Raw genomic sequence first — 26,807 nt, 5'->3', positions numbered from 1 at the left:
GGTTCTCTAAGATAATTACCCGGCCCCGTATCAAGCAAAAGGAGAGTACCAATCCACGCAAGTGGGCTTGAACACGCATTTTATGCCCGCGAAAGGTATCCTTTTTACCCAAGCGAAGTTAAGCCTCATGAAACGGGAAGTGTCAAGAATAATAGGCTGTAAGACAAAAAGTTGGGGCGTCCTGACCTGATGGAAAGACCTTTAATAAAAAGCCCCTCCAGAGGGTGGGGGGGCAGGGGGAGGGACTATTGCGTCAATCAGAAAAGCTAGGATTGACGGTTGTTTCCTGGAGAGATGGCACAAAAAAAGCCCACTTTCGTGGGCAAATTTTTGTTGCTGGTGGAGCCGGGGAGAATCGAACTCCCGTCCGAGAACGCTCCGCGCAAAGCTTCTACAGGTTTAGTTCATGATCTGTATCTCGCCTTCGGGGGAGCCCATGAACAGGCGTCCCGAAAACCAGCCCGGATGTAGTCTCGCGATTGGCTGTCCAGACAGCGGCCTTTCGCCAGCCTGATGGGGTTTGCCACCCGGATACGGCTTATCAGACATCCACCGCACGGATGTGACGACCTTGGTCGTCATGCAACGGTTACCTATTAACTAGGCAGCCATTGCGTAGTCATAATTGTCGTTGGCAATTATGTTTATGCTGGGTTTTAACGAGGACCTCCCAGCGCCTCGACCTGCGACTTTGGCCTCATCATCCCCGTCGAAACCAGGGCGGCCCCATTTCAAAGAACACGGCAGTACTTATAAGACCGTTTTCACGACTGGCAAGGGTAAGAAAAAAGGAGCAAACAACGTTTGCTCCTTTGTTTCGCTCATGGTGCGCCCGGCATGATTCGAACATGCGACCTACTGATTCGTAGTCAGGCACTCTATCCAACTGAGCTACGGGCGCGTCGAGAAGTCGGTTTCTATGTGCATGACGCCCGATCGTCAAGCAGTTTTTTACGTACGTCGAAAATTTTTTTTCTCATCCCGCAACCGCCCGTTTTTCCGGCAAATCCAGGGCATTGCCTTGACAAGGGCGGGGGAGTGCCCATTTTTGTTGTTTAACTCACGCGCCCGCCGGGGCGTTCAACAAGGAAGAGAACATGCCAGAAATGCGCGGAACCACCATTCTCGCGGTCAAGGACGACCACTGCGTGGCCATCGCCGGTGACGGCCAGGTCACCCTCGGCCAGGCCATCGTCGTCAAGCACGGGGCCCGCAAGGTCCGCCGGCTCTACCGCGACCGCATCGTCTGCGGCTTCGCCGGGTCCACGGCCGACGCCTTCACCCTGTTCGAGAAATTTGAAGCGAAACTTGAAGAATTCGGCGGCAACCTCGTCCGCGCCAGCGTGGAGCTGGCCAAGGACTGGAGGAACGACAAATACCTGCGCCGGCTGGAAGCGATGTTGCTGGTGGCCGACGCCGAGACCATCCTCATGCTCAGCGGCACCGGCGACGTCATCGAACCAGACGACGGCGTGGCCGCCATCGGCTCCGGCGGGGCCTACGCCCTGTCCGCGGCCCGCGCCCTGCGCCGCAACACCGACCTTTCGGCCGAGGAGATAGCGCGCCGCTCCATGGAGATCGCGGCCGAAATCTGCGTCTTCACCAACGACCGCGTGGTCTTCGAGACCGTGACCAGGAACTCCTGATGAACAGTACCCTGACCCCCAGAGAGATCGTGTCCGAACTGGACAAGTATATCGTCGGCCAGAACCAGGCCAAGCGCATGGTCGCCATCGCCCTGCGCAACCGCTGGCGCCGCCGCCAGCTCGACCCCGAGCTGGCCGAGGAGATCGCGCCCAAGAACATCCTCATGATCGGGCCCACGGGCGTGGGCAAGACCGAGATCGCACGCCGCCTGGCCAAGCTGGCCGGTTCGCCCTTCCTCAAGGTCGAGGCCACCAAGTTCACGGAAGTGGGCTACGTGGGCCGCGACGTGGAGTCCATCATCCGCGACCTGATGGAGATCGGCGTCAACCTCGTGCGCCAAGAGGAGGAGGCCACGGTCCGCGTGCGCGCCGAGGCCACGGCCGAGGAGCGCCTGCTGGATGTGCTCCTGCCGACCAAGCCCCTGGAATCGGCCGGCGTGGACTACATCGGCCCCGAGTCCCGGGCTGCCGACTCGACCCGTGAGAAGCTCCGTCAGCTCTGGCGCGAGGGCAAGCTCGACGACAGGCTGGTGGAGGTCGAGGTGCAGTCCTCGGGCGGCGTGCAGGCCATGACCATCCCAGGCATGGAGGGCATGGAGATGCAGATGCAGGACATGCTCTCCAAGGTCTTTCCCAAGAAAAAGAAGACCAAGAAGGTCCGCGTCAAAAGCGCCTACGACATCCTCATCCAGTCCGAGTGCGAGCGCCTCATCGACATGGACAAGGTCCACGAGATCGCCCGCGAGCGCGTGCAGGAGTCGGGCATCGTCTTTCTCGATGAGATCGACAAGATCTGCGGCGGCGGGGGGAGCAGCGGCAAGGCCGACGTGTCCCGCGAGGGCGTGCAGCGCGACCTGCTGCCCATCGTCGAGGGCAGCACCGTCAACACCAAGTACGGCATGGTCCGCACGGACCATATCCTCTTCATCGCGGCCGGCGCCTTCCACATGTCCAAGCCCTCGGACCTGGTGCCCGAGTTGCAGGGCCGCTTCCCCCTGCGCGTGGAACTCTCGGCCCTGACCCGTGACGACTTCTACCGCATCCTGACGGAGCCCAAAAACGCCCTGACCGTGCAGTACAAGGCGCTGCTTGGCACCGAGAGCGTGGACATCGTCTACACCGACGAGGCCCTGAACGAGATCGCCCGCTTCGCCCAGAAGATCAACGAGGAAACCGAGAACATCGGTGCCAGGCGGCTCTATACCATCATGGAAAAGATCGTCGCCGACCTGTCCTTCGAGGCGCCGGACATGGACGGCGTGAGCGTGACCATCGACCGAGCCTACGTGGCCCATGCTCTGCAGGACGTGCAGGAGAACCGGGACCTGACGAGATACATTCTCTAGGCGTTGCCAATTCGGCCTACTGAAACGGGACGTCCGCCAATTTGCGGACGTCTCGTTCACCACAGCGTCATTCCCGCGAAGGCGGGAATCCATCTTATTTCAAATGGATATTGAAATTCTGGGATGGATCCCCGTCTTCGCGGGGATGACGTTGTTTTTTGCGGTTCCATCGGCTCATGAAGCGCGCCGGTCAGATCCTGCACCGTCCGAGCGTCCCTGCCTGGTCCGGGCAAGGGGCGCCGACTGTCTGACTGAGCCAGGCATCGTTTGCTGAATCGGTGTCTGGCGCGCTGTCCGGGGTTGCCGTCCTGCACGCACCGATACAGCTCTACGAGGCCCGCGAAGGAGTTTCGGCGACCCTTGCCCGGACCAGGCAGGGACGCGGCCGCGCAGGGACTCCTCCTGTCTTCTGTTCGATCTCTCGAATGCCCGCCCCCTTCTTCATCATAGTGCTTGAACTTTTCCCCCCACCTTGCCAAACTGCCTTCACACGCCGTCAAACCGGCCCCTTTCCTCACCATTCAAGCCCACGAGGGAGCCATGTCACAAGAAGCACTGAGAGCCTCCATCCTGCTGGAGGCGCTGCCCTATATCCGCGAGTTCTACGGCCAGACCATCGTCATCAAGTACGGCGGCCACGCCATGAAGGACGAGGCCCTGCGCCGGAGCTTCGCCCTGAACATCCAGCTTCTGCGCTATATCGGCGTGAACCCCGTCATCGTCCACGGCGGCGGGCCGCAGATCGGCAACATGCTCAAGCAATTGGGTATCCAGTCCGAGTTCCGTCAGGGCCTGCGCGTGACCGACGACGCGACCATGGACGTGGTCGAAATGGTGCTCGTCGGCAAGGTCAACAAGGAGATCGTCAACCTCATCAACACCCAGGGCGGCCGGGCCGTGGGCCTGTCGGGCAAGGACGGGCGCCTCATCTGGGCCCAGAAGCTGGAGATGGCCGTGGAGCGCTCCGACGCGCCGCCCGAGATCATCGACCTGGGCAAGGTCGGCGAGGTCGTGGCCGTGGACACCTCGGTCATCACCTCCCTGCAGAACGCCAACTTCGTGCCCGTCATCGCGCCCGTGGGCGTGGACGAGGAAGGCAACACCTACAACATCAACGCCGACTCCGTGGCCAGCGCCGTGGCCGTGGCCGTGGGCGCCAAGAAGCTCATCCTGCTGACCGACGTGCCGGGCGTCCTGGACAAGAAGGGCGAACTCATCTCCTCCATGACCCTGCACCAGGCCGTGCACGCCCTGGAGCAGGGCGTGGTCACGGGCGGCATGATCCCCAAGATCAAGTGCTGCCTGGAGGCCGTGGACGGCGGCGTGTCCAAGGCCCACATCCTCGACGGCCGCATCGAGAACGTCATTCTGCTCGAAATGTTCACCCAAGGCGGCATCGGCTCGGAGATCGTCAGCAAGTAAACCTTCCCGCGCACGTCATGCGGCCCGGTTTCCGTCCATGCGGAGGCCGGGCCCTTTTCATTGCGCTCCCCTTGCCTTTGCAGCCGCTGCACGGCAAAGCCTTGCAATGCGGCCCCGGGGAACCTCCGCGGCCAAATCCGTCAAAACCGGAGGCGCCCGTGCGCATCTTCCTCGTCATCCTGACCTTCATTGCCCTGGCCGGCGCCGCGGACACCTTCTGGCGCAGCCCCGTCATCCTCGTCCTGCCGGTGCTGTGCGCCGTCTGTCTCGCCCTGGTGTTGCGCATTTCCTCCCTGGAGCGCAGGCTCCGCGAGCTGGAGGGCCGGGCCGCAGCCGAGAGGGCGGGTGCGGCGAGAGCGGATGTCCGGGCCTGCGCCGCCCCGACAGCGGATGGCGGCGCAGGGGACTTCACCTTTTCCGAGGAGGCGCCTGCCCGACCGGTTGCGGCCCGGCCTGCCCCCGCTGAACGGCCTGCGCCGAAGGCGGCGCTGTCAGTCTTCGAGGCCAGGGTCCGCGAAGGTGTCAGGGCGGTGTGGGACTGGTTCGCCGGCGGGAACCCCGTGGTCAAGGTCGGCATCGTCGTGCTCTTCTTTGGCGTGTCCTTTCTGCTCAAGTACGCCGCGGACCACAGCCTGGTGTCCTTGGAGCTGCGCATGGCCGGGGCCGGGCTGCTGGGCGTGGCCCTGCTGGTCCTGGGCTGGCGGCTACGGCGGGGCAAGCCGGTCTACGCCCTGCTGGTCCAGGGCGGCGGCGTGGGCGTCCTGTACCTGACGATCTTCGCCGCGGCGCGCTACGTCGGGATGTTGCCGCCTGTGGGGGCGCTGGCGCTCATGACCGGCGTCGTGGTCTTCTCCGGCGTCCTGGCCGTGGTCCAGAACGCCATGTCCCTGGCACTTTTCGGCGCGGCCGGCGGGTTCCTGGCCCCGGTCCTGCTGTCCACCGGGCAGGGCAGCCACGTGCACCTCTTCGCCTACTACGCCCTGCTGAACACGGGGGTGCTCGGCATCGCCTGGCGCCGTACCTGGCGCCCCCTGAATCTCCTGGGCTTCGCCTGCACCTTCGGCATCGGCGCGGCCTGGGGCGCGCGCTACTACGCGCCGCAATACTTCGCCACCACCGAGCCCTTCCTCATCCTCTTCTTCGTCATGTACGGTGTCGTCTCCATTCTTTTCGCTCGGACCCCGCGCGAGAACCCGCGCCTGGACAGCGCCCTGGTCTTCGGCCTGCCCCTGGCCGCCTTCGCCCTGCAGATGGGGCTGGTGCGCGACACGGACATGGGCGGGGCCTTCAGCTGCCTGGGCCTGGCCCTGTGGTACCTGCTGACCCTGGGCGGCATCCGCCGCCTTTCCGCCGGGGGCGATGGGGCCGAGGCAGGCACAACGGGGACGGGGCTGCGCCTGCTGGGCGAGGCCCACCTGGCCCTGGGCGTCATCTTCGTCTCCCTGGCCGTGCCCATGGCCCTGGACGCGACCTGGACCGCCTCGACCTGGGCTCTGGAGGGAGCGGGCATGGTCTGGCTCGGCCTGCGCCAGAAGCGCCTGGTCACGCGGGTCTTCGGCGTCCTGCTGCAGCTCGGCGCGGCCGCGGCTTTCGCCGCAGGCATGTCCGGCGTCGAACCTGTCCTGGACGACGGGCAGCTGCTGGCCGGTCTTTTTCTCGGCGCGGGCGGGCTGGCCTCGTCCTGGGCGTGGTGGGCCTTTCCCGCCGCGCGCCTGCGGCAGGAGGAATTCATGCCGGCGGTCGCAGGTTTCTGGGGTGCGGCGTGGTGGTACGGGACCCTGTATCTGCGCTTCTCTCCCCACGATGGCTCGGCTCTGGTGGCGGCTCTCACGGCCAGCTTGGGCGTCTGGTTCCTGCTGCAACGCAGGACGGCGTGGCCCGCGGCGCGCCATCTGGCCCAGGCTTCGGCCGCGCTTGCGCTCCCGGCTGCTCTGAACTGGGACAGCCACCCCTCAGTGAACCACGGCTGGTTGGCCTGGCCTCTGGCGCTGGCCGCGCTCTTCGCCGCCCTGCGTGCTCTTGAGAACCAATGGACCCCGCGGGCCCGTGGCTGGGCGCACTCGGCCGCGGGTCTGCTCGTTGCGGTACTGGCGGGGCGGGAGGCCCATTGGCAGGCTTTCCGGCTGCTGCAGACCGGCAGCTGGGCCGACGCGGCCCTGGCCGTGACGGGCGTCCTGCTCCTGCTGGCGGCCGTGTCCGCGCCCCTGGACTGGCCCCTGGGCCGCCACCGCGCCGCCTATCTGCGGGCCGGGGCCGCGTCGGCCGTGTTCCTGTGCCTGTGGTGGCCGGCCGTCAGCCTGTCCGCCGGGGACCCGTACCCGTTGCCGTACATCCCGGTCCTGAGCCCCATGGACCTGGCCCAGGCTCTGGTTCTGGCCGCCCTGGCCGCGTGGGCGAGGGCCGCAGACAGGGAAAAGGCCTTGGGCGCCTTTTGCCCGGAACGTCGGCTGCCGGCTTTCCTGGCGGCGGGCGGTTTTGCGTGGGCCAACGTGGTCCTGGCCCGCAGCGTTCATTTCCTGGGCGGCGTCCCCTATTCTGTGGAGGCCCTGTACCGTTCTGCGGTCATGCAGGCCTCGTGCTCAGTGCTGTGGTCCGTGGCCGCCCTGGCGGCCATGCTCCTGGGCTGGAGGCGCGCAAACCGGCGCGCCTGGCTGGCCGGGGCGGGACTCCTGACCGTGGTGGTCATCAAGCTCTTTTCGGTCGATCTCGACGGCATCGGCACGGTGGCGCGTATCGTCTCGTTCCTGGGCGTGGGCCTGCTCATGCTCGTCATGGGGTATTTCTGCCCGCTGCCCCCCAAGGAGGGAAAATGATCTTCGTCCTTCTTTTGACCCTGCTTATACCTGTACCTGCTTTCGCGGTCTCGCCCATGGATTTCGCCGGCGGCTTCGTCCTCGAAGCCGGGCCGGGCCATTCCCTGCAGCGCCTCGAATTGCCGTTTGCCGTCTACAACGCCAGCGCCCGCGCCGACTTGGGCGATGTGCGCGTCTTCAACGCCGCCGGGGAAGAGGTGCCCATGCACCTGCGCAAGGTGGCTGCGGAGCCCGTCCCGGCCGTGAGTCTGCCCCTTTTCCGGCTCGGGCCTGTCAGAGGGAGCGGCGACGTCGACTTCCGCCTTCAGGTGCGCACCTCGGAGCGCGGCGCCGTGGTCGAAACCCTGGTCCGTCCTTCAGCCGGTGAGAACCGCATGATCCTGCTCGACGCCACGGGTGCGCCGTCGGGCATCGGTGCCTTGCGCTTCGGGTTGAGCGGCGGCGACACGATGCTGCGCGTCGCCGTGCGCGGCAGCGACGACCTGGCGACGTGGCGCGACGCCGGCGTCGGGGTTCTGGCGCGCATGGAGCATCCCGGCGGCCGCATCCTGCAGGACCGAGTCGAGTTGTCGGGACGGGCTTGGAAATACTATTTCGTGTCCGCGGATCAGGATTTGTCGGGTGTGGAGTCGGCTACGGGTGAAGCGGGGAAGGGACAGGCCGTGCGCCGCTTCATCCCCCTGGCAGGGACGCCTGTGGAGCCAGGGACGAACGAATATGCGCTGCCGGCGGGGCTGCCCGTCGATCTGCTCGATCTGGGCGGTGACGAGGACAGCGTGGTCGGAGTGGAGGTGTTCACGCCGTCAGGGGACGGTTGGCGCAGTGCTGCCCGCAGCACCCTGTTCCGGCTGACGGTGGATGGACAGCGCCTGGCTGGGCCCGGCCTGCCGTTGCGCGGGACGCTGCCGAGGCTGCGGGTCGCCATGCAGGGGACGCCCGCGCCGCTGCGCGCCGGCTGGCTGCCGCACGAACTCGTGTTCATGGCCCAGGGAGCCGGCCCCTTCACCTTGGCCGTCGGCAACCCCGCCGTGCAGCCGGGTCCAGACCTGCTGGCGCCGACGCTGGCCGGCGGCCGGGCCGATGCGCCCATGGGGCGAGCCGTGCTGGGAGAGTGGCGGAGTCTTGGCGGCGAGGGACGCCTCAAACCGCCGCTGGAATACACGAAGATCGCCCTGTGGGCGGTGCTGGGCCTGGGCGTGGCCCTGCTCGGGGCCATGGCTTGGCACCTGGCCCGCGGCATGGACGGGGCCGGCCGCGCCTAGTTCAGGGACGCCTGCACCACCCGGAAGTTGGCCAGGATGTCGTCGATGAGGCCGGGGCAGAGGAGGATTTCCCTGGCTTCGGCCTGGGAGAAGATCTCGCGGTAGCTGGGGTCCAGGCGATCGAGCCGGCTCACGTCGTCGAGCAGGGTGCCGTCCGGGGCGATGAGCTTGGCCACCTGATTGGCCAGGAAGAGGACGGTCAGGTACTTGGCGTGCTCGGCGTTGCAGTCCAGCTGCTGGACCGGGATCAAGGCCGGGAGGTGGTGGTCCAGGACCAGGGACTTGAGCTGGCCCGGGATGCTTCCCGACGTGGCCATGACCCAGGCCGCCTGCAGATGCGTGACCGTCAGGCTCTCGTATTCGGCGCTCAGGTTCTGGGGGTAGTCGGCGTTCTCGTCCGGATTCTTCATCAGTAACACGAGGACGAGCTTGCCGATGTCGTGCATGAGGCCGGCAGTGTAGAGGGTGCCGCTGTCCAGATCCTGGCGCGCCTTGGCCATGTGCGCCGCGGTGATGGCCGTGGCGTTCATGTGCTGCCAGATGCTTTTGAACATGCGTCGGTGAGCGGGGTGCTTGTAGAGGGAGTAGGGCAGGACGCCGAAGGCGATGAGATTCTTCAGGTTGACGAGACCCAGGATGTTCACGGCCGTGTGTACGGATTTGACGTCCATGGCCGTGCGGAAGAACGGCGAATTGACGGTCTTGAGCACCCGCCCCGAGAGAAGGGGGTCGCGGGTCACGAGGTCGCCCAGGTCCTTCATGCTGGCGTCGGGGTTGTCCAGGGCCGACAGGGAGGAATGCAAGGTGCCCACCTTCTCGAAGGCCTTGACCAGGTTGGTAATGGCCGTGACGGTCAGGGCCGGCGGCGCCTCGTAGACATGGGTCATCTGCACTTCCGTGGAGGCATGGGCGCCGCCGTAGATGTGGTCCAGAGCGCGGGAAAGCACGAGTTCCCATTCCGAAAACGCGTTTCTTTCCTCGAATGACGGAGGCAGATGCGTCGAAATGGAGCCACTCCCTGCAACATTCTTCGGGGCAGTATTGCGCATAAGAAATACATATCCAAGGCCGGCCAGGGTCAAGAGCGCAGGTATTACAAAAGTGTATGACATGGAATTTCCTACATGCAGTCGATCAGCGATGCAGGGGAATTATATCACTTCTATTTGCCTTGCAACGTGTTTCGAGCTTTCTTATTCATTGTCATTTTCTGAATTTTATTAATCTCTAGTAAATTCGTCTGATTTATCCAAAACTCGAATTGTTATGTGCTGTCTTGAGTGATTAGATACTCGAGATATGAATTATAATTTGAAATGAAAATTATAGTATATTATATATAAATTTTTGGCATTATTTGATTTTTTCAATAAAAAAGCCCCCTTTCGGGGGCTTTGAGTTCTCTTTGTAGATTGATTTTCAGGCTTGCTAGAGCCCGGCGTCGTCCACTAGTTCCATGCTGCGTGCGGCGCGCACTTCGTCGAGCCGCTGCACGGGCGTGGTCACCGGGGCGTCGTGGATGGACTCGGGGTCCGTCTCCACGCGTCCGAGGATCTCAATCAGGTCGTCCACGAAACCGTCCAGGGTTTCCTTGCTCTCGGTCTCGGTGGGCTCGAACATGAGGCATTCCTTGACGATGAGCGGGAAGTAGATGGTCGGCGCGTAGTGGCCCTTGTCCAGCAGGGCCTTGGCGATGTCCAGGGCGCGCACTCCCTTTTCGGCCTGCCTGGCGGCCGAGGCCACGAACTCGTGCATGCAGATGCGGTCGTGGGGGATTTCCAGGTGCGCCTCGATGCGCTTGCGGAGGTAGTTGGCGGCCAGGACGGCGTTCTCCGTGGCGCGCACGATGCCCTCGCGGCCCAGGCGCAGGATGTAGGCGTAGGCTTTGAGGATGACCCCGAAGTTGCCGTAGAAGGGCGCGATGTAGCCGATGGACTTGGGGTAGTCGTAGTTCAGGTAGTACTGGCCGTCCTCCAGCTTCACCACGCGCGAGATGGGCAGGTAGTCGACCAGGCGCTGGCTGACGCCCACGGGCCCGGAGCCCGGCCCGCCGCCGCCGTGGGGGGTGGCGAAGGTCTTGTGCAGGTTCAGGTGCACGACGTCGAAGCCAACGTCGCCCACGCGCATCTTGCCCATGATGGCGTTCAGGTTCGCGCCGTCGTAGTAGAGCAGGCCGTCCACGCCGTGGACCAGCTTGACGATGCGCTCCAGGCCGCACTCGAACAGGCCCAGGGTGTTGGGGCAGGTCATCATCAGGCCCGCCACCTCGTCGTCCAGGACCTTTTCCAGCTCGTCGGGGTCGATCATGCCGTTCTTGGACTGGATGGAGACCACGTCGTAGCCGGCGATGGCCGCCGAGGCCGGGTTGGTGCCGTGGGCCGAGTCGGGCACGATGATCTTGGTCTTCTTGTTGCCCTTGTCGTTGTGGTAGGCCGCCATGAGCATGACGCCCGTCAGTTCGCCGTGGGCGCCGGCCATGGGCTGCAGGGTGAAGGCGCTCATGCCCGTGATCTCGCCCAGAAGCTGCTCGGTCTCGTAAAGGACCTCCAGGGCGCCCTGGGTCATGTGCCCGGCCCCTTTCAGCTGCGGGATGAGGGGGTGCAGGTTCGTGAAGCCCGGCTGGGCGGCCACGGCTTCGGTGAACTTGGGGTTGTACTTCATGGTGCACGACCCCAGGGGATAGAAATTGCTGTCCACGCTGTAATTCAGGCGCGAGAGCCTGGTGAAGTGGCGGATGACGTCGATCTCCGACAGTTCGGGCAGCTTCGGCGCCGTGTCGCGCAGCAGGTAGGCGGGGATGTCGGCCTCGGTGTTGCCTTTGGGTTCCTTGGGCCACACGCCGGTGCGTCCTTTGGAGGAATCTTGGAAAAGGGTCTTCACAGGGCGCCTCCAATCAGTTCGGCCAGGATGCCGATGCACTGCTTCGTGGTTTTTTCGGTGCAGGCCACCAGGAGGTGGTTGTCCATGCCCTGGTAGTAGCGGCCCAGGGGGAAGCCCGGCACGAACTTCATGTCGATGAGCTTGTCGATGACCTCGTAGGCGCGCACGGGCAGCTTGACCGTGAACTCGTTGCCGAAGGGCTGGTTGACCACGCGCACGCCGGGCAGCCGCTCCAGGCGGTTTGCCGCGTAATGGGCGCGCTCGATGCCGGTCTGCGCCGTCTTCTTCAGGCCCTGGGGCCCCAGCAGGCTGATGTACATCAGGGCGCGCAGGGCGCACAGGGCCTGGTTGGAGCAGATGTTGGACGTGGCCTTCTCGCGGCGGATGTGCTGCTCGCGGGCCTGCAGGGTCAGGACGAAGCCCGTCTTGCCGTTCTTGTCCACGGTGCGGCCGGCGATGCGGCCGGGCATCTGGCGGATGAGCTGCTTGTTGCAGGCCATGATGCCCAGGTACGGCCCGCCGAAGCTCAGGGGCAGGCCCAGGCTCTGGCCCTCGGCCACGGCGATGTCGGCGCCCATGCTGCCGGGCGTCTTCAGGATCGACTGCATGACGGGGTAGGTCGAGATGACGGACACGATCTTGCGCTCGCGGGCCTTTTCAAAGAGGGCCGTGAAATCCTCGACCGTACCGAAGAAGTTGGGGTTCTGGACGATGACCGCGGCCGTGTCGTCGTTCAGGGCGGCGAGCATGGCGTCCATGTCCGTGGTGCAGTCCTTGTGGGGCACGGTGACCAGGTCGAGCTTCAAATTGGTCGTGTAGCTGTCCAGCATGACCCGGTAGATGGGGTTCACGCTCTCGGAGATGACGATGCGCGAACGCCTGGTGTGCCGCACGGCCATCATGATGGCCTCGTACAGGGCCGTGCCGCCGTCGTAGAGGGACGCGTTGGCGTATTCGAGGTCCATCAGGCGCGCCACGGCGGTCTGGTACTCGAAGATGGCCTGCAGCATGCCCTGGGAGGCCTCGGCCTGGTAGGGGGTGTAGGCCGTGTAGAACTCGCCGCGGCTGCACAGGGCGTCCACGGCGCTGGGGATGTAGTGGTCGTAGAAGCCCGCCCCGAGGAACGAGGTCAGGTCCGTGTGGTTCCGGGCCGCTGTCTTGTCGAGCTTTTGGCGGACTTCCATCTCGCTGAGGCCGGAGGGAATGTTCAGCTCCCCGGCCCGGAATTTTGCGGGAATATCCTCGAACAGGGCTTCGATGCTGTCCACGCCGATGGCGGCCAGCATCTCCCGCTGTTCTTCGGGAGTGTGCGGAATGAAGGGCATGGTGCCTCCGGGTATGGGGCCGCGGTCATCCAGCCGGAGGCGAGGAGTTCGTCAGGTCCTGCGATGAACCTTCGCGCAGCGGAAAAGCGGCCGGGGTGGTGTTTAGTGGGCCTCGGCCGCGCAGAGTTCAGCGTAGGCGTCGGCGTCGAGGAGGCCCTGGGGCTGTGCGGACAGCTTGACCCTGAACATCCAGCCGGCGCCGAAGGGCTCCTTGTTGATCAGCTCGGGGGCGTTCTCGAGTTCGCTGTTGACCGCGACGACTTCGCCGCTGACGGGGGAGTATATCTCGCTGGCCGCCTTGACGGATTCGACGGAGCCGATCTCCGTGCCAGCCTGGGCCTGGTCGCCGGGCTGGGGCAGTTCGACGAAGGTCAGGTCGCCGAGCTGTTCCTGGGCGAAATGGGTGATGCCCACAACGGCTTCGTCGCCTTCGATTCTGACCCATTCGTGGGATTTTGCATACATAAGCTCTTTGGGATTCATGCCAGCCTCCAGATGAAGTAGGGAAAAATATGGGGGAATTGCCCCCTAAGCCCCTTGAGTTCGGGGTGACATAAATATAATGCCACGAAAGCGCAATGAAGAGAAGTGGGGCAGTGCAAATCGATTATGCATTGCCCGTGACTGCAAGGAGGAAGCTATGCGGTTGTGGCGTTTGTTGGTCATGTTGCCGGCGTTTTTGTTCGTGTCCCAGGGGGCGTGGTGTGCGGGACTTGGGGCGAAGCAGGTGGAAGGGTTCATCGGCGCCATGCAGGAGCTCAAGCCCTATTTCGACCAGTATGCCGACGAGGCCGAGGATGACGGGGACGCCACGAGCACGTCCCGCCTCATGGGCGATTGGGCCAGGAGCCTGAAGGACCAGCGCGAGGTCGAAGGCATGCTTAAAAAGCATGGCTTCAACGTCGAGAGCTGGAGCGAGGTCTCCCAGCAGGTGACCCAGGCCTATATGGCCGTCAAGCTCGGCAAGGACGGCGAGAATGTGCTGGGCCAGATGCAGCAGTCCGTGGACGAGATTCAGGCCAGCAAGGACATCCCCGCCGACTCCAAGGCGCAGATGATCGAGCAGATGAAGCAGAGCATGGTGGAAATGGAGAAGACGCTGGCCACCTCCGCGGAAAACCAGGAGGCGGTCAAGCCTTTCATTCCGCAACTGGACACCATCTTCGACTGGCAAGAGTAAGGTCTTGTCCGTACATGGGATGCCGCCTTCGGGCGGCATTCGCATTTTCAGCCCCTGCATCTTTTTCGGAAGTCTTCGTCGCCGGTTCCACCTGGCCCTGGCCTGCCTGACCATCCCCGCCATCCGGCGATCCAGCATCGCACGCCGTACGTGTTTCAGGCCCTGCCTGCCAGCCCGCGTCGGAATCCGACGCGGTTACGTTGGCACGTCGTGGCGTTTCCGGTTCAGTCGATAAGCACGATGCGGTCGGGCTCCAGGCGGATCTTGCGGTCCTTGTAGAGTCTGCCCAGGGCCTTCTTGAAGGCGGATTTGCTCGTCCCGAAGGCGGCGGCGATGTGTTCGGAGGGGCTCTTGTCCGTCAGCGGGGCAACGCCGCCGTTGGCGCGCAGGTATTCGACGATGCGCCCGGCGAGCATGTCCACGCCGGACAGTCCGGGGGGCAGCAGAGACAGGTCAAGCTTGTTGTCGGGCCGCACGGCCTTGACGAAGCCCCTGACGCGCTGGCCGTAGCGCAGTTCGCCCGGCGCGTCGTCGCGGAAGACGAGGCCCAGGTGCGTGTTGTCGACCACGGCCTTGAAGCCGATGTCCGAGAAGCCGCAGATGAGCAGGTCCACCTCCTGGCCCGGCACGAAGCCCGAACCGTCCTCGTTCAGGTGTGAGTGGAGCTTGGCCGTCCCGGCCAGGCGTCCGGTACGCTCGTCGAGGTAGACCAGGATGACGTAGGAGCGACCCTCTTCCAGGGGTTTGTACTGCTCCGAGGCCGGCACGAAGAGGTCCTTGGGCAGGCCCCAGTCCACGAAGACGCCGGATTTGGTCACGGCCACGACCTTCATGAAGGCGCATTGGCCGAGCTCGGCCCTGGGCCGGGCCGTGGTGCCCGTCAGGACGGCCTCGGAATCGCGGTACAGGAAGACGGATACCTCGTCGCCGACGGCGGCACCCGCCGGCAGCTCCCGCTTGGACATGAAGACCTCGCCGAGGTCGCCGCCGTCGAGGAACGCCCCGCCCGTGACAAGTTTCATGATCTTCAGGCTGGCTGTGGTGCCGATGCGGCTCATAACTCCTCCCGTGAAATGGCGGCCAGTCCGGCCAGGAATCTGCGCAGCAGCTGGTCGCGGCACGGCATGTAGTTGCGGTGCGAGGGGCTGCGGAACAGCGCCGACAGCTCCGATTTGGAGGCCTTCATCCCCCCGGCCTCCAGGATGCGCAGCATGTCCGCGTCCTTGAGTTCCAGGGCGATGCGCAGCTTGCGCAGGACGAGATTGTTGTTCAGCTCCCCGGACTCGGCCGTGTCCTGGTCGCGGGGACCGCGACGGGAGATGACGAGGCCGTCGAGAAAGGCCAGCAGCAGGATGTCGGGACAGTCGACGAAGCCGGGCTCCTCGTCCTTTTTCAGCAGCAGGTCGAGGTCGCCGGGGCTCAAGGAGTGTCCGCCGAGGTCGAAGAGGCGCAGGAGGGCGGCGTTGTCCAGGTTCAGGGCATAGCGCAGTCTGCGCAGGATGTCGTTGTTGGTCATGTACGTGTTTCCTTTTGGTGCCCCACCGAGTACACGGGATGGGTCCGGCGGTCATCTGAAAAATGGGGCGCTGCAGGCCATATTGGCCCTTGACCCCGTGGTTTCTGCTGGTAGGGCATACGTCATGCGCTGTCATACGGCTCGTCTTACACGTCCACACCTGCCGCAAGGCGTCTTCGTCGCTGCGGTGGCCGCAATCCTGGCAATGACTCTTGTCGCCTGGTCGCCCGAAGGCGTCTGGGCGGCCCCCACGCCGAAGATCAGGCTGCAGCTCAAGTGGCGTCATCAATTTCAGTTCGCCGGCTATTACGCTGCCCTGGAGAAAGGCTATTTTCGCGAGGAAGGGCTCGATGTCGCCTTCCTGGAGCGCTCTGCCGGCACCGAACCTTCGGACAGCCTTCTCGCGGGTCGTGCCGAATTCGCCGTTGATTCGCCGTCGGTCCTTGTCCGGCGCTTGAAGGGCGATCCGCTGGTGGTCCTGGCCGCCATTTTCCAGCACTCCCCGAGCATGCTCATGGCCGTGCGCGGCGCGGGCATCGGCATGCCCCACGATCTGGTCGGCAAGCGTGTCATGTTCGAACCGGAATTCGACGTGGAGGTTTCGGCCATGATCGCGGCCGAGGGCATGAACCCGGACGCCTTCGAGGTCGTGCCCCACTCGTGGAGCGTGGATGACCTTGCCGCGGGCCGCGTCGACGCCATGAGCGCCTACATGACGAGCGAACCGTACCTGCTGCGGCGCATGGGCCTGGCGCCTCTGATCATGCGGCCCTCCCACTACGGCGTCGATTTTTACGGGGACTGCCTGGTCACGACCGAAGGGCGCATCAGCGAAGACCCCGAAGGCGTGGAAGGCTTCCTGCGCGCCGTCAGGCGCGGCTGGGCCTACGCCATGTCGCACCCGGGCGAGATGGTGGACCTGATCCACGCCAGGTACGCGCCGGACATCCCCAAGGAACAGCTCTTCTTCGAGGCCGAGGCCATGCGCGATCTGGTCAGGGCCGACCTCGTCGAGATCGGGCACATGAACCCCGCGCGCTGGAGGCAGATGGCCGGGACGTACGCCCGGCTGGGGCTGGTCGCGGAGGATGCCGACCTGTCGGGGTTCATCTATTCGGAGATCAAGGACGACGTGCTGGCCAGAAGGGAGAGACTGGTCCGCGTTTCGGTGGTTGTCCTGCTGGCTGCCGTCTGTATCGGGTGCTGCGTTGCGGGAGTTCTTTTTCTCTTCAATGCGAGGCTGGGCCGGAAAGTGCAGGAACAGACCGCGGCCCTGACGGCCAGCGAGCGGAGTTTCCGGGTCTTTTTCGAAATGGCGGGCATGGGCGTCGCACAGATCGACGGCGTCACGGGGAACTTCTGCAAGGCCAACGAGAAGTTCCGGGAACTGACGGGCTGCACGGCGCGGGAGTTGAGCGTCATGACCTGGCGCGACTTGGTCCGCCCCAGCGACCTCGGGATGCTTGAAGGCGCCCTGGACACGCTGCTGGCCGAACGGCTCATGGAGACCACGCTGGAGGTCCGCATCGTGCGCAGGGACGCGTCCCCGTTCTGGGGCATGGTCACCGTCTCGGCCCTGTGGGCCGATGGCGACAGGCCGGAGTTCTACCTCATCGTGGTGCGCGACATCTCGGCCCGCAAGGACGCCGAGGAAAAGCTCCTGCTGGCCAACAAGGTGTTCGAGAACACCATCGAAGGCATCGTGGTCACGGACCCCAAGGGGCAGATCGTGCAGGTCAACCCCGGATTCACGGCCATCACCGGGTACGCGGCCGAGGAGGCCATCGGCCACAACCCGCGCATCCTCAAGTCCGATCGGCACCCCCAGCATTTCTACCATCACATGTGGACCCAACTGGTGCATGAAGGGCATTGGGCCGGGGAGATCTGGAACCGCCGCAAGAACGGGGAGTCCTACCCGGAGTGGCTGACCATCAGCGCCGTGAGGAACGAGGCCGGACTGACCACCAACTACGTGTCCATCTTTCACGACATCACGGAGCTCAAGCGCCAGGAGGACGCCCTCAAATACCAGGCCCAGCACGACGCCCTGACCGGGCTGCCCAACCGCATGCTGCTGGACGACCGGCTGCGCATGGCCCTGGCGCAGCTGGGGCGCAGCGGGGAAAAGTTGGCGCTGCTGTTCCTGGACCTCGACAACTTCAAGAACATCAACGACGGCCTCGGCCACGGGGCCGGCGACGCCCTGCTGGTGGAGCTCTCGCGCCGGCTGGAAGGCCTCCTGCGCGCCGGCGACACCTTGGCCAGGTTGGGCGGGGACGAGTTCCTCATCCTGCTGCCGGAAGTCGACGCCGTCGAGGGCGTGAGCCACATCGCGACCCGCATCCTGGAGGCCCTGGGCCGGCCCTTCAGCCTCGGCGACGTGGAGTTCTTCGTCACGGCGAGTCTGGGCGTGACCATCGCCCCGGACGATGGGGACGAGGCCGGCAAGCTGATCAAGAACGCCGACATGGCCATGTACCGGGCCAAGAACCTGGGCCGCAACAACTACCAATTTTTCACGCCCGAAATGGACGCGGCGGCGCACCGGCGCATCTCTCTGGAATCGAAGCTGCGCAAGGCCATCGAAGGGGAGCGCTTCGAACTGCACTACCAGCCGCTGGTGCGCATGGACACGGGCCGCATCGTCGGGGTCGAGGCCCTGGTGCGCTGGCGCGACGGCGACACCCTCGTCTCCCCGGCCGAGTTCATCCCCCTGGCCGAGGATTCGGGCCTGATCCTCCCTCTGGGCGAGTGGGTCCTGCGCACGGCGGCCCGCCAGGCCAAGCTCTGGCAGGACGCCGGATTCGAGCTGGGCATGTCCGTGAACATCTCCTCGCGGCAGTTCGCGGGGGCCGGGCTGGCCCAGACTCTGGGCGAGGTGCTCGCGGACACGGGACTGCAGCCCGGCAGGCTGTATTTCGAGATCACCGAGTCCATGCTCATGGGCGACGTGGCCAAGGCCGAGGCGACCCTCAATTCCCTGCGGGCGGCAGGCGGGACCTTCTTTCTCGACGACTTCGGGACGGGCTACTCCTCCCTGTCGTACCTCAAGCGCCTGCCCATCGACGGGCTCAAGATCGACCGTTCCTTCATCCGCGACATCACCGAGGACCAGGACAGCCTGGCCATTGTCACGGCCATCGTGTCCATGGCCCGGACCCTCAACCTGCGCATCGTGGCCGAAGGCGTGGAGACCGAGGCCCAGCGCCGCATCCTGGCCGGCTTGGGCCCCATGAGCATGCAGGGCTATCTGGCCAGCCGGCCCGTGCCGGCCGCTGAATGCGAAAAGCTCCTGGCCCGCGGCGCGCTGCTGCCGGCCCTGGCGTCCTGAATCTCACCGCGACCGAATCCGCCGCACAACGAAAAGGCCCCTGCGAGGACGCGCCGCGTCCTCGCAGGGGCCCGTTTTTTCGCACGCACCCGGGGCGCTATATCCTGAACTTTCCGACCATGGCGTTCAGATCGCGGGCCAGGCCGCTCAGACCCTCGGAGCTTTGCTGCACGGCTTCGGCCGAAGAGGCGATGTCGCCCGAGGCGGCGTTGACGGAGGCCACCTCCCTGGCGATGTCGCGGGTCACGGTGTCGGCCTGGGACACGTTGGTGTTGACCTCCTGCACGCCCTGGGCGGCCTGTCCGACGTTGTCGGCGATGTCGCGCGTGGTCACGGACTGCTCCTCCACGGCCGCGGCGATGCTGCCGACGATGGCGTCGACCTCGTCGATGACCTGGGTGACCTGCTGGATCTCCGAAACCGTCACGCCCGTGGCGCCCTGAATGCCCTGGATCTTGTCCCTGATCTCCTCAGTGGCCCTGGCGGTCTGCTGGGCCAGCTCCTTGATCTCGTTGGCCACCACGGCGAAGCCGCGGCCGGCCTCGCCCGCCCTGGCCGCCTCGATGGTCGCGTTCAGGGCCAGGAGGTTGGTCTGGGACGAGATGGCCGTGATGGCCTCGGTGACCTTGCCGATTTCCTGGGCGGCCGCGCCCAGTTCGTTAACGCGGCGTGATGCCTCGCCGGCCTTGCCCACGGCGTGACCGGTGATCTCCTTGGCCTTGGAGGCGTTCTGGGAGATCTCGGAGATGGTCGCGGTCATTTCCTCCGAAGCCGAGGCCACGGTGGAGATGTTGGTCGAGAACTCCTCCATGGCCGAGGCCACGGAGTTCATGTTCGAGCTCATCTGCTCGGTGGCGGCGGCGACGGTGGTGGACTTGGAGGTCATGTCGCCCGAGGCCCGGCGCAGCTGCGTGGCCAGTCCGAGCAGGCCCTGGGAGGCCTGGCTCAGCTGGTTCGAATTGCCGACGACCTCGCGGATGATGCCGTGGACCTGTTCGACGAAGGTGTTGAACCATTCGGCCAGTTCCTGGGTCTCGGTGCCGGAGGTGTCCTTGAGGCGCGCCGTGAGGTCACCCTCGCCCTCGGCGATGTCCTTGAGCATCCCGATCATGCGTTTCAGCGGGGCGATGATGGAGCGGATGAGGAAGACCGTCAGGGGCAGGATGAGGAAGGCGAAGCCCGCGCCGATGAAGGACAGGGCGATGGTCAGGGACCGCGCGGCCGCGGCCTCCAGGTCGGCGGCCACCGCGGCCTGGGCCTCGGCGATGTTGTCGATGTACACGCCCGTGCCGATCCACATGTCCGTGCCGGGGATCATGGTCGAGTAGCTGAGCTTGGGTTGGTCGCCCTTGTTCGGCTTGGCGAAGACGTACTCGACGAAACCGCCGCCGGCCTGGGCCTGCTTCTGCAGTTCCTGCACGAAAAGGATTCCGCCCACGTCTTTGAGGCCTCCGAGGTCCTTGCCTTCGGATTCGGGCTTGGTCGGCAGCACCCGGCATATGGTGCCCTGGTAGACGAAGAAGTAGCCCGATTTGTCTGCTTCGAAGCGGATGTCGCCGATGAGCTTCTTGATGATGCCGATGCGCCGGTCGTTGTCGCTCTCGCCCTGAATGGCCGCGCCGATGCTCGTGGCCATGTTCTTCGTGGCGACCATGATCTTGTCGCGGGCGTCCTCGTTCATGATGCGGCCCACCGTGGCGATCATGTCCTCCTTGGTGCCGCGCGCCTGATAGACGAAGAAGGCCACTACTACGCCCATGAAGAGCAGCATGATGCCGGTCAGGAACAGCAGCCGGTTGCGGATTCCGAAGCGAATGCCCATGAAGTTCCTCCCTCTCTGGGTCGTTATGAAGAATTCGTGTGATCATAGTCCGATTTCATGGATTTTGGCAAGAAATCATGGGCCCTTGTGTCGCATTTTCCGTTCGCCGGGATGACGCGGGGCCAGGCGAGGCGATCATCTTTTTTCGTCCCGTCCGCCGTGCCCCGCGTCACGACGTTTCAGTCCGTCATGGTGCGAGCCGGCGGGGCGATCATCGCCCCCGGCAGATGTGGGCTCCTGGAGCCTTGCGGTCGGCCTAGATCTTGAACTTCCCGACCATACCGTTCAGGTCGCGGGCCAGGCCGCTCAGGTTCTCGGAGCTTTGCTGCACGGCTTCCGCCGAAGATGCGATGCCGGCCGATGCGGCGTTGACGTCGGCCACCTCCCTGGCGATGTCGCGGGTCACGGTGTCGGCCTGGGAGACGTTCTCGTTGACCTCCTGCACGCCCTGGGCGGCCTGTCCAACATTGTCGGCGATGTCGCGGGTCGTGACCGACTGCTCCTCCACGGCCGCGGCGATGCTGCCGACGATGGCGTCAACCTCGCCAATGACCTGCGAGACCTCCCTGATCTCCGCAACCGTCACGCCCGTGGCTCCCTGGATGCCTTGAATCCTGTCCCTGATCTCCTCCGTGGCCCTAGCGGTCTGCTGGGCCAGTTCCTTGATCTCGTTGGCCACCACGGCGAAGCCGCGGCCGGCCTCGCCCGCCCTGGCCGCCTCGATGGTCGCGTTCAGGGCCAGGAGGTTGGTCTGGGACGAGATGGCCGTGATGGCCTCGGTGACCTTGCCGATTTCCTGGGCGGCCGCGCCCAGTTCGTTCACGCGGCGCGAGGCCTCGCCGGCCTTGCCCACGGCGTGTCCGGTGATCTCCTTGGCCTTGGAGGCGTTCTGGGAGATCTCGGAGATGGTCGCGGTCATTTCCTCCGAAGCCGAAGCCACGGTGGAGATGTTGGTCGAGAACTCCTCCATGGCCGAAGCCACGGAGTTCATGTTCACGCTCATTTCCTCCGTGGCCGTGGCCACGGTGTTGGACTTGGCGGTCAGGTCACCGGCCGCTCCGCGCAGCTGCGTGGCCAGGCCGAGCAGGCCATGGGACGCCTGGTCGACCTGGGTCGAGTTGCCAGCCACCTCACGGATGATGCCGTGGACCTGGCCGATGAACGTGTTGAACCATTCTGCCAGCTCCTGGGTTTCCGTACCGGAGGAATCCTTGAGACGGGCCCGCAGGTCGCCTTCGCCCTCGGCGATGTCCTTGAGCATGACGATCATGCGTTTCAGCGGCGCGATGATGGAGCGGACGAGGAAGATGGTCAGGGGCAGGATGAGAAGGGCGAAGCCCGCGCCGATGAAGGACAGGGCGATGTTCAGGGAGTGCGAGGCCGCGGCCTCCAGGTCGGCGGCCACCTTGCCCTGGGCCTCGGCGATGTTGTCGATGTACACCCCCGTGCCGATCCACAGCTCCGTGCCCGGTATCATTTCAGAGTAGCTGACCTTGGGCTGGACTCCCTTGCCGGGTTTGTCGAAGATGTAGGTGACGAAGCCGCCTCCGGCAGAGGCCGCGTCGCGGAGTTCCCGGATGAGGAAGAGGCCGTTGGGGTCCTTGAGGTCGCCCAGATCGGTTCCTTCCATGGAGGGCTTGGGCGGCATGACCCTGTTCGTCGTGCCCTGGTAGACGAACATGTAGCCCGACTTGTCCGCCTCGAAACGGATGTCGTAGACCAGCTTCTTGATGATCGCCAGGCGCTCGTCAGGGTCGGCGACGTCCTTGATGCCGGCCGCGACGCTGGCGGATACGGACTTGGTCAGCACCATGATCTTGTCTTTGGCGTCCTCGGTCATGATTTGTCCGACGCGTTCGATCATTTTCTCCTTGGTGTCGGACGCTTGGTAGACGAAGAAGGTCACCACGCCGCCGAGAAATACAAGCATGATTCCAACCAGCAAGAGCAGCCTGTTGCGGATTCCCAGCCTGAAGCTCATGGCATCCCCCGGGGTTTGAGGAAGGGTTTGTCATACAATATGCGAACTCGGGAGTTGTTGGCAAGGAAATGTAAGACGTCACACGTGCGTTCCGTCCACGGGCGGGACGGCGACCGGCGGCAGGGCTCAGGGATTTTCGGGCGCAGCGCTCTTGCGCCCGTACATGGACAGGTCGGCCAGGCGGAGAAGCGTGGCCATGTCCTGGGGCGATTCGGGGTCGAAGCCCACGCAGCCGTGGGTGATGCCCATGGTGAAGGGTAGGCGGCCTTCGAGATTGATGGCGACGATGCGTTCGTCGATTTGGTTCCAGATCCGTTTTGCCTCGGCTTCGCCGCAACCGGGGAAGACGACGACAAACTCGTCCCCTCCGACGCGGAAGATTTCGTCGCTGGAACGGATCGAGGAGCGCAGGACGGCCACAACCTCCTTGAGGTAGGTGTCCCCGTGCAGATGGCCGTGGGTGTCGTTGACGTGCTTGAGCTTGTCCACGTCCACGAAGCAGAGCATGAATCGCTCCCCGCGCTCCGTGGACGAGGCGATCGTGCGGGGCATCTCCGACTCGAAGGCTGCGCGCGTGAAGGCCCCGGTCAGGGGATCGATGCGCACCGTGCGCTCCAGGTGGCGGCGTTTGCGCCGCTGCCAACCGTAAAAGCCGAGGAACGCCATCAGGAGCAGGACGATGATGGCCATGAGGATCGCGATGGTCCAGACGGCCCGGGTGTAGCGGGCCGATTCCGCGTCGTCGTTGATGAGGACTGCGTCCTGGGGCAGCAGACGGCGATTCAGGCCGAAGCGCCGCATGACGCCGGCGTCGAAGATGAGGCTTTTGGGGCTTTCCACGATGACGGGCAGGTCGCGGGCGCTCTTGCCGGACAGGATTTGCCGGGCCAGGGAGCCGGCCGACAGCCCCTGATGGTACCCGCTGGTCACGACGCCGCCCACGGTCCCCGCCCCGAGGTAGAAGTCCCAGAAGGAGAAGACCGGTACGGGGCTGGCCCCGACGATTTTCGCGCAGCTTTCATCGTAGGTGAAGGTGTTGCCGTCCTTGTCCCGGTTCATGCTCATGAGCAGGATGATGGCGTCGGGAGGCAGGGATGCCAGCCGTTCCAGCAGGCGGGTCATGGACATGTTCTGAAGCATTTCCACCCGCAACCGTTCGGGCAGGAGGGGGCGCACCTCCTCGAAGCGCTTCAGGTTGCCCAGGCCCGTGGGCGTGGCGTCGTTGATGACGACGAGGTGCCGGGCGCCGGGCACCAGATCCGTCGCGGCCTTCACGGTGTCGACGATGTCGTAGGATTCGAGCACCCCGGTGATGTTCTCGGCGGCCATGGCCGGCGGGTTTTCGAGGTAGTTGACCCCGCAGAAGACGATGGGGGCGCCCGGGAAAAGGGCCTTGCGGTACTGACGGGCGAAGTTGAAGGCGTTGTCGTCGGAGGTCAGGACCGCCGAAAATTTCGTGAAGCGGTACTTTTCGCGCAGCAGGAGGTAGGTCAGGTAGGTGAATTCGGCTTCGGGATGGCGTTTGGTGTCCATGTACTCGACATGCAGTTCCGTGCCGCCCGGAAAATTCGCCAGGCTTTCCGTGATGCCGCGCAGGATGTCGTCCGTCCAGCGGAAGCCCGCATTGTAGGAGTGCAGGACCAGAATGTCCCGGCGCGTTCCCTGCCCGACGTTGAAGAAACGGGTTTCCTCGGGAAACTGGATGGTGGAGAGGCCGAAACGCGCCATCTCCCGGACGTCGACTTCGAGAGCGACGACATCGTCGACGACCACGGGAATCCGTGACGGGCCTTCCCCCGACAGGATGCGCGCCGCCAGGTTTCCGGCGATGCGCCCCTGAGCGTACCCGCTCGTCAGGTAGCCGCCCAGAAGCCCGTGGCCCATGAGGAAGTTCCAGGCGCCGAAGACCGGCGTCGGGCTGGCCTTGGAGACGACGCCCATGGCCTCTGCGGGTTCGTAGACGTTGCCGTTGCGGTCGCTGGAGTAGAGCAGGAAAAGCAGGCCCGTTTCCGGCCGCAGGCCGGACACCTCGCGCGCCAGCTGCGGCAGGGGCAGGTCGTCGAGGACCCGGAGGGAGAGATCCGCGGGAAAGACGGTGCGCAGGTCCGCGAGGATGGCCTGTCCGGTGTCGGTGCGGTCCACGATCACGGCCACCTCGCGCAGGTTCGGCTTCAGGCTGCGCATGAGGCGGATGGTCGCCGCAAGGTCCGCGTGCTCGCGGACTCCCGTCATCCAGGGCGGCACGGCCGGCAGGGGGCTGGCGTTGACGCCGCAGAAGACCGTCGGGACGCTCCCGAACATTTCCTCGCCGCGCCCCAGCATCAGCTTGAAGGCTGCTTCGTCCACAGCCACTACGAGGTCCGGACGCATGAAGGCGTATTTGCGCTTCAAACAGTCCGGCAGGCTGTCAATGTAGGTTTGGTCGAGGTTGCGCTTGGTGTCCAGGTGCTCGACCCTGATGACGAGCTCCGGGTCGAACTGATGCAGGCTGGTCTCCAGGGCGTGCAGGATGTCGTCGGACCACTTGTAGCCGGGATGGTAGGAATTGAGGACAAGCACCTGGCCGGCGCCCTGTGCCCGCAAGGGGCACAGGGCGAGGAAAACGACCGCCAGGATGGACAGCAGCGTGCAGCGGAAGGGGCTCCAGGCGGCCGTTCCGGGATCAGCCAAGGAGCGTCTCTCCCTGCAGCACGCTTCCGGCGGGCACCACGGCCTGGACCGGCCCTTTGTTGACGATGCGCACGTCGCCGACGCAGCGCACCCCCTCCTCGAAGCGCACGTCCCCTTCGACCTTCAGGCTCGCGCAATCCAGCAGGGACGGCGGGGTCTGGGGGAAGCGCTCGAGAAAGGCGTCGATCTTCTTGAAGAACTTCCCGTCGAGGGAAACCTCCGGCATGGCGTCCTTGCGCAGCGGGTTGGGCACGATGGTGTCACGCTCCGTGCGAATGAAGCAGTCGGACATGACCAGCAGCAGGTCGTTCGTGGTCTTGACCGGGGCGAAGCGCTTGCGGGGCACGATGACGGCCTGGGCGTTCAGGAAGTTGGTGATGGCCGAGCCCATGGCCGTCTCCAGCTGGAAGACCTTGGGCGAGGCAGGGTCGCGCGGGTCCAGGGTCTTGGGGTTGATGATGAGGTCCAGCGGCATCATGCGGTGGGACACGAAGACCGACTGCAGCACGCGCAGGTCGACCCAGATGGAATTGGTGTTGAAGAAGCGGTACTTGCCGATGTCGCCGAAGGAGTCCATCTCCTGGTCCGGGCACTGGGCCACCTCGCGCAGGGCCAGTTGGTTGTTCTTCTTCAGGCGGCAGAGGTGGCCTCCCTTCTTGTCCTGCTCCGTGCGCCGGGCCACCTCCATGAGGAAGGGCAGCTTGTGGTGGACCATGTAGCCCAGCAGCCGGCGGTTCATGATGGCCCCGAGGTTGTCGGAGTTGGAGATGAAGGCGTAGTTGTAGCCCTTGTCCAGCAGGGCGTCGAGAATGCCCGAGGTGATCATGGCCGTGTAGATGTCGCCGTGGCCGGGGGGGTTCCACTCCAGCTCGGGGTTCTGGGGCCAGGAGGCCGGGGCGTGGTCCTTGGCCATGATCTTTGGGTAGCGGTGCTGGAGAAAGGCCAGGTCGATGCCGGTGGTGCCGTTGTTGAAGTTCCCGACCTTGAGCATGGTGTCCATGTGGGTCTTGAAGCTGTTCATGAAGATCTGCGGGAACTCCACGCCGTAGTGGGCGCGCACGGTCTTGGCCTGCAGGAGGATGAGGTCCAGGAAGCTCAGGCCGTCCTTGACCGGGATGAGGGACTTGGCCGACTCCAGGCCCATGCTCGTGCCCAGGCCGCCGTTGAGCTTGATGACCGCGGTCTGCTCCAGGGCCTTCTCACCGACGTCCTTGAACTGGTCCATGGCGTCGTAATCGGCCAGTTCGACGTCCTCGACGGGCAGGATGTCGCGGTCCGAGAGCTTGCCCTGGGCGCCGTAGAGGAACTGGTTGAAGTAGCACTTGAAGGTGTTGATGACGATGGGCGGCAGTCCCTGCTGTTCCATCTTCAGGGCGAAGGGGCGGAAGAGGGTGGAGAGCTTGGGGTCGTCGACGCTGACGCAGCTTATATCCTTTGCCATGAGGTTTCCTTGGTGATTGAGGTTTCGCGTGCGCACGTCCGGGCCGATGCGCGAGCATCCCGATTCGGGTCGCGGATGTGTGCCAGAAATAGTTCAACAAAGTCGGTTCGTCCATATGGCCGAAGGACGAAAGTGGAACATTTTTCTTCGTTTGCGCAAAAAAAGCTGC

At 64.6% G+C, this 26,807-nt stretch carries 17 protein-coding genes, 1 tRNA gene and 1 other RNA gene; 7 read left to right on the top strand and 12 right to left on the bottom strand.

The genetic code is table 11. The features are described 5' to 3' along the window. Positions 1-337: 337 nt before the first annotated feature. Together ssrA and ACYQ3G_RS11275 are read right to left on the bottom strand one after the other, a co-directional pair. Positions 338-728: a transfer-messenger RNA gene (gene ssrA / locus ACYQ3G_RS11280) on the bottom strand. A gap of 96 nt (positions 729-824) precedes the next feature. Next, positions 825-901 (bottom strand) — tRNA-Arg (locus ACYQ3G_RS11275). A gap of 196 nt (positions 902-1,097) precedes the next feature. On the opposite strand from ACYQ3G_RS11275, the gene hslV reads away from it, so the two are divergent. The 5 genes from hslV to ACYQ3G_RS11250 all read left to right on the top strand — a co-directional run bounded on the left by hslV (position 1,098) and on the right by ACYQ3G_RS11250 (position 8,489). Next, positions 1,098-1,646, top strand: a complete 549-nt coding sequence (hslV, locus tag ACYQ3G_RS11270; protein ID WP_459825912.1) for an ATP-dependent protease subunit HslV — start codon at positions 1,098-1,100, stop codon at positions 1,644-1,646. Next, positions 1,646-2,992 (top strand): ATP-dependent protease ATPase subunit HslU, encoded by a 1,347-nt coding sequence (hslU, locus tag ACYQ3G_RS11265; protein WP_459825910.1) that lies wholly within the window; start codon positions 1,646-1,648, stop codon positions 2,990-2,992. Before hslV ends, hslU begins: the two co-directional genes overlap by 1 nt. A gap of 540 nt (positions 2,993-3,532) precedes the next feature. Further along, entirely contained in the window at positions 3,533-4,414 is an 882-nt protein-coding gene (gene argB / locus ACYQ3G_RS11260) for an acetylglutamate kinase (RefSeq protein WP_459825908.1), read from the top strand. 158 nt (positions 4,415-4,572) lie between these two features. Next, the gene (locus ACYQ3G_RS11255; RefSeq protein ID WP_459825906.1) at positions 4,573-7,227 is read left to right on the top strand and encodes a DUF2339 domain-containing protein; all 2,655 of its coding nucleotides are present in this window, start codon (positions 4,573-4,575) and stop codon (positions 7,225-7,227) included. After that, positions 7,224-8,489 (top strand): DUF3999 domain-containing protein, encoded by a 1,266-nt coding sequence (locus tag ACYQ3G_RS11250; protein WP_459825904.1) that lies wholly within the window; start codon positions 7,224-7,226, stop codon positions 8,487-8,489. The genes ACYQ3G_RS11255 and ACYQ3G_RS11250 overlap by 4 nt, the downstream gene beginning before the upstream one ends. Here ACYQ3G_RS11250 and ACYQ3G_RS11245 read toward each other — a convergent pair. The 4 genes from ACYQ3G_RS11245 to gcvH all read right to left on the bottom strand — a co-directional run bounded on the left by ACYQ3G_RS11245 (position 8,486) and on the right by gcvH (position 13,177). After that, complete coding sequence (locus tag ACYQ3G_RS11245; protein ID WP_459825902.1) at positions 8,486-9,436, bottom strand: HDOD domain-containing protein; 951 nt, start codon at positions 9,434-9,436, stop codon at positions 8,486-8,488. The genes ACYQ3G_RS11250 and ACYQ3G_RS11245 overlap by 4 nt on opposite strands. A gap of 481 nt (positions 9,437-9,917) precedes the next feature. Continuing rightward, the gene (gene gcvPB / locus ACYQ3G_RS11240; protein ID WP_459825900.1) at positions 9,918-11,369 is read right to left on the bottom strand and encodes an aminomethyl-transferring glycine dehydrogenase subunit GcvPB; all 1,452 of its coding nucleotides are present in this window, start codon (positions 11,367-11,369) and stop codon (positions 9,918-9,920) included. Continuing rightward, positions 11,366-12,694, bottom strand: a complete 1,329-nt coding sequence (gcvPA, locus tag ACYQ3G_RS11235) for an aminomethyl-transferring glycine dehydrogenase subunit GcvPA (RefSeq protein ID WP_459825898.1) — start codon at positions 12,692-12,694, stop codon at positions 11,366-11,368. The genes gcvPB and gcvPA overlap by 4 nt, the downstream gene beginning before the upstream one ends. A 102-nt stretch (positions 12,695-12,796) precedes the next feature. Next, entirely contained in the window at positions 12,797-13,177 is a 381-nt protein-coding gene (gcvH, locus tag ACYQ3G_RS11230) for a glycine cleavage system protein GcvH (protein WP_459825896.1), read from the bottom strand. A gap of 157 nt (positions 13,178-13,334) precedes the next feature. On the opposite strand from gcvH, the gene ACYQ3G_RS11225 reads away from it, so the two are divergent. Then, complete coding sequence (locus ACYQ3G_RS11225; protein ID WP_459825894.1) at positions 13,335-13,874, top strand: hypothetical protein; 540 nt, start codon at positions 13,335-13,337, stop codon at positions 13,872-13,874. A gap of 224 nt (positions 13,875-14,098) precedes the next feature. Here the strand turns inward: ACYQ3G_RS11225 and ACYQ3G_RS11220 are convergent, their stop codons facing one another. Together ACYQ3G_RS11220 and ACYQ3G_RS11215 are read right to left on the bottom strand one after the other, a co-directional pair. Then, the gene (locus ACYQ3G_RS11220; RefSeq protein WP_459825892.1) at positions 14,099-14,932 is read right to left on the bottom strand and encodes a CvfB family protein; all 834 of its coding nucleotides are present in this window, start codon (positions 14,930-14,932) and stop codon (positions 14,099-14,101) included. Beyond that, on the bottom strand, positions 14,929-15,390 hold the full coding sequence (locus ACYQ3G_RS11215) for a YehS family protein (protein WP_459825890.1): 462 nt from the start codon (positions 15,388-15,390) through the stop codon (positions 14,929-14,931). The genes ACYQ3G_RS11220 and ACYQ3G_RS11215 overlap by 4 nt, the downstream gene beginning before the upstream one ends. 205 nt (positions 15,391-15,595) lie before the next feature. Between ACYQ3G_RS11215 and ACYQ3G_RS11210 the strand changes: the two genes are divergently transcribed. Continuing rightward, positions 15,596-18,724 carry an EAL domain-containing protein gene (locus ACYQ3G_RS11210; RefSeq protein ID WP_459825888.1) on the top strand — a complete coding sequence of 1,043 codons (3,129 nt, stop codon included), beginning with the start codon at positions 15,596-15,598 and terminating at the stop codon, positions 18,722-18,724. 97 nt (positions 18,725-18,821) lie between these two features. Here the strand turns inward: ACYQ3G_RS11210 and ACYQ3G_RS11205 are convergent, their stop codons facing one another. From ACYQ3G_RS11205 to ACYQ3G_RS11190, 4 genes are all read right to left on the bottom strand, one after another. Further along, positions 18,822-20,546 carry a methyl-accepting chemotaxis protein gene (locus ACYQ3G_RS11205; protein ID WP_459825886.1) on the bottom strand — a complete coding sequence of 575 codons (1,725 nt, stop codon included), beginning with the start codon at positions 20,544-20,546 and terminating at the stop codon, positions 18,822-18,824. A gap of 256 nt (positions 20,547-20,802) precedes the next feature. Next, complete coding sequence (locus ACYQ3G_RS11200; protein ID WP_459825884.1) at positions 20,803-22,527, bottom strand: methyl-accepting chemotaxis protein; 1,725 nt, start codon at positions 22,525-22,527, stop codon at positions 20,803-20,805. A 126-nt stretch (positions 22,528-22,653) separates the two neighbouring features. Further along, positions 22,654-25,197 carry a diguanylate cyclase domain-containing protein gene (locus ACYQ3G_RS11195; protein ID WP_459825882.1) on the bottom strand — a complete coding sequence of 848 codons (2,544 nt, stop codon included), beginning with the start codon at positions 25,195-25,197 and terminating at the stop codon, positions 22,654-22,656. Next, on the bottom strand, positions 25,190-26,638 hold the full coding sequence (locus ACYQ3G_RS11190) for a UTP--glucose-1-phosphate uridylyltransferase (protein WP_459825880.1): 1,449 nt from the start codon (positions 26,636-26,638) through the stop codon (positions 25,190-25,192). Before ACYQ3G_RS11190 ends, ACYQ3G_RS11195 begins: the two co-directional genes overlap by 8 nt. Positions 26,639-26,807 lie beyond the last annotated feature (169 nt).

It is taken from the genome of Desulfomicrobium salsuginis, assembly GCF_054657795.1.
Note: the sequence above shows the minus strand (reverse complement) of the source record. Positions and strands in the feature narration are given on the sequence as shown.

Coding starts and splice junctions, on each gene's coding strand:
- ACYQ3G_RS11205 (WP_459825886.1), bottom strand. CDS start 20,546: ATGGGCATTCGCTTCGGAATCCGCAACCGGCTGCTGTTCCTGACCGGC.
- ACYQ3G_RS11215 (WP_459825890.1), bottom strand. CDS start 15,390: ATGACCAACAACGACATCCTGCGCAGACTGCGCTATGCCCTGAACCTG.
- ACYQ3G_RS11220 (WP_459825892.1), bottom strand. CDS start 14,932: ATGAGCCGCATCGGCACCACAGCCAGCCTGAAGATCATGAAACTTGTC.
- ACYQ3G_RS11250 (WP_459825904.1), top strand. CDS start 7,224: ATGATCTTCGTCCTTCTTTTGACCCTGCTTATACCTGTACCTGCTTTC.
- ACYQ3G_RS11200 (WP_459825884.1), bottom strand. CDS start 22,527: ATGAGCTTCAGGCTGGGAATCCGCAACAGGCTGCTCTTGCTGGTTGGA.
- hslU (WP_459825910.1), top strand. CDS start 1,646: ATGAACAGTACCCTGACCCCCAGAGAGATCGTGTCCGAACTGGACAAG.
- gcvH (WP_459825896.1), bottom strand. CDS start 13,177: ATGAATCCCAAAGAGCTTATGTATGCAAAATCCCACGAATGGGTCAGA.
- ACYQ3G_RS11190 (WP_459825880.1), bottom strand. CDS start 26,638: ATGGCAAAGGATATAAGCTGCGTCAGCGTCGACGACCCCAAGCTCTCC.
- hslV (WP_459825912.1), top strand. CDS start 1,098: ATGCCAGAAATGCGCGGAACCACCATTCTCGCGGTCAAGGACGACCAC.
- argB (WP_459825908.1), top strand. CDS start 3,533: ATGTCACAAGAAGCACTGAGAGCCTCCATCCTGCTGGAGGCGCTGCCC.
- ACYQ3G_RS11210 (WP_459825888.1), top strand. CDS start 15,596: ATGACTCTTGTCGCCTGGTCGCCCGAAGGCGTCTGGGCGGCCCCCACG.
- ACYQ3G_RS11225 (WP_459825894.1), top strand. CDS start 13,335: ATGCGGTTGTGGCGTTTGTTGGTCATGTTGCCGGCGTTTTTGTTCGTG.
- gcvPA (WP_459825898.1), bottom strand. CDS start 12,694: ATGCCCTTCATTCCGCACACTCCCGAAGAACAGCGGGAGATGCTGGCC.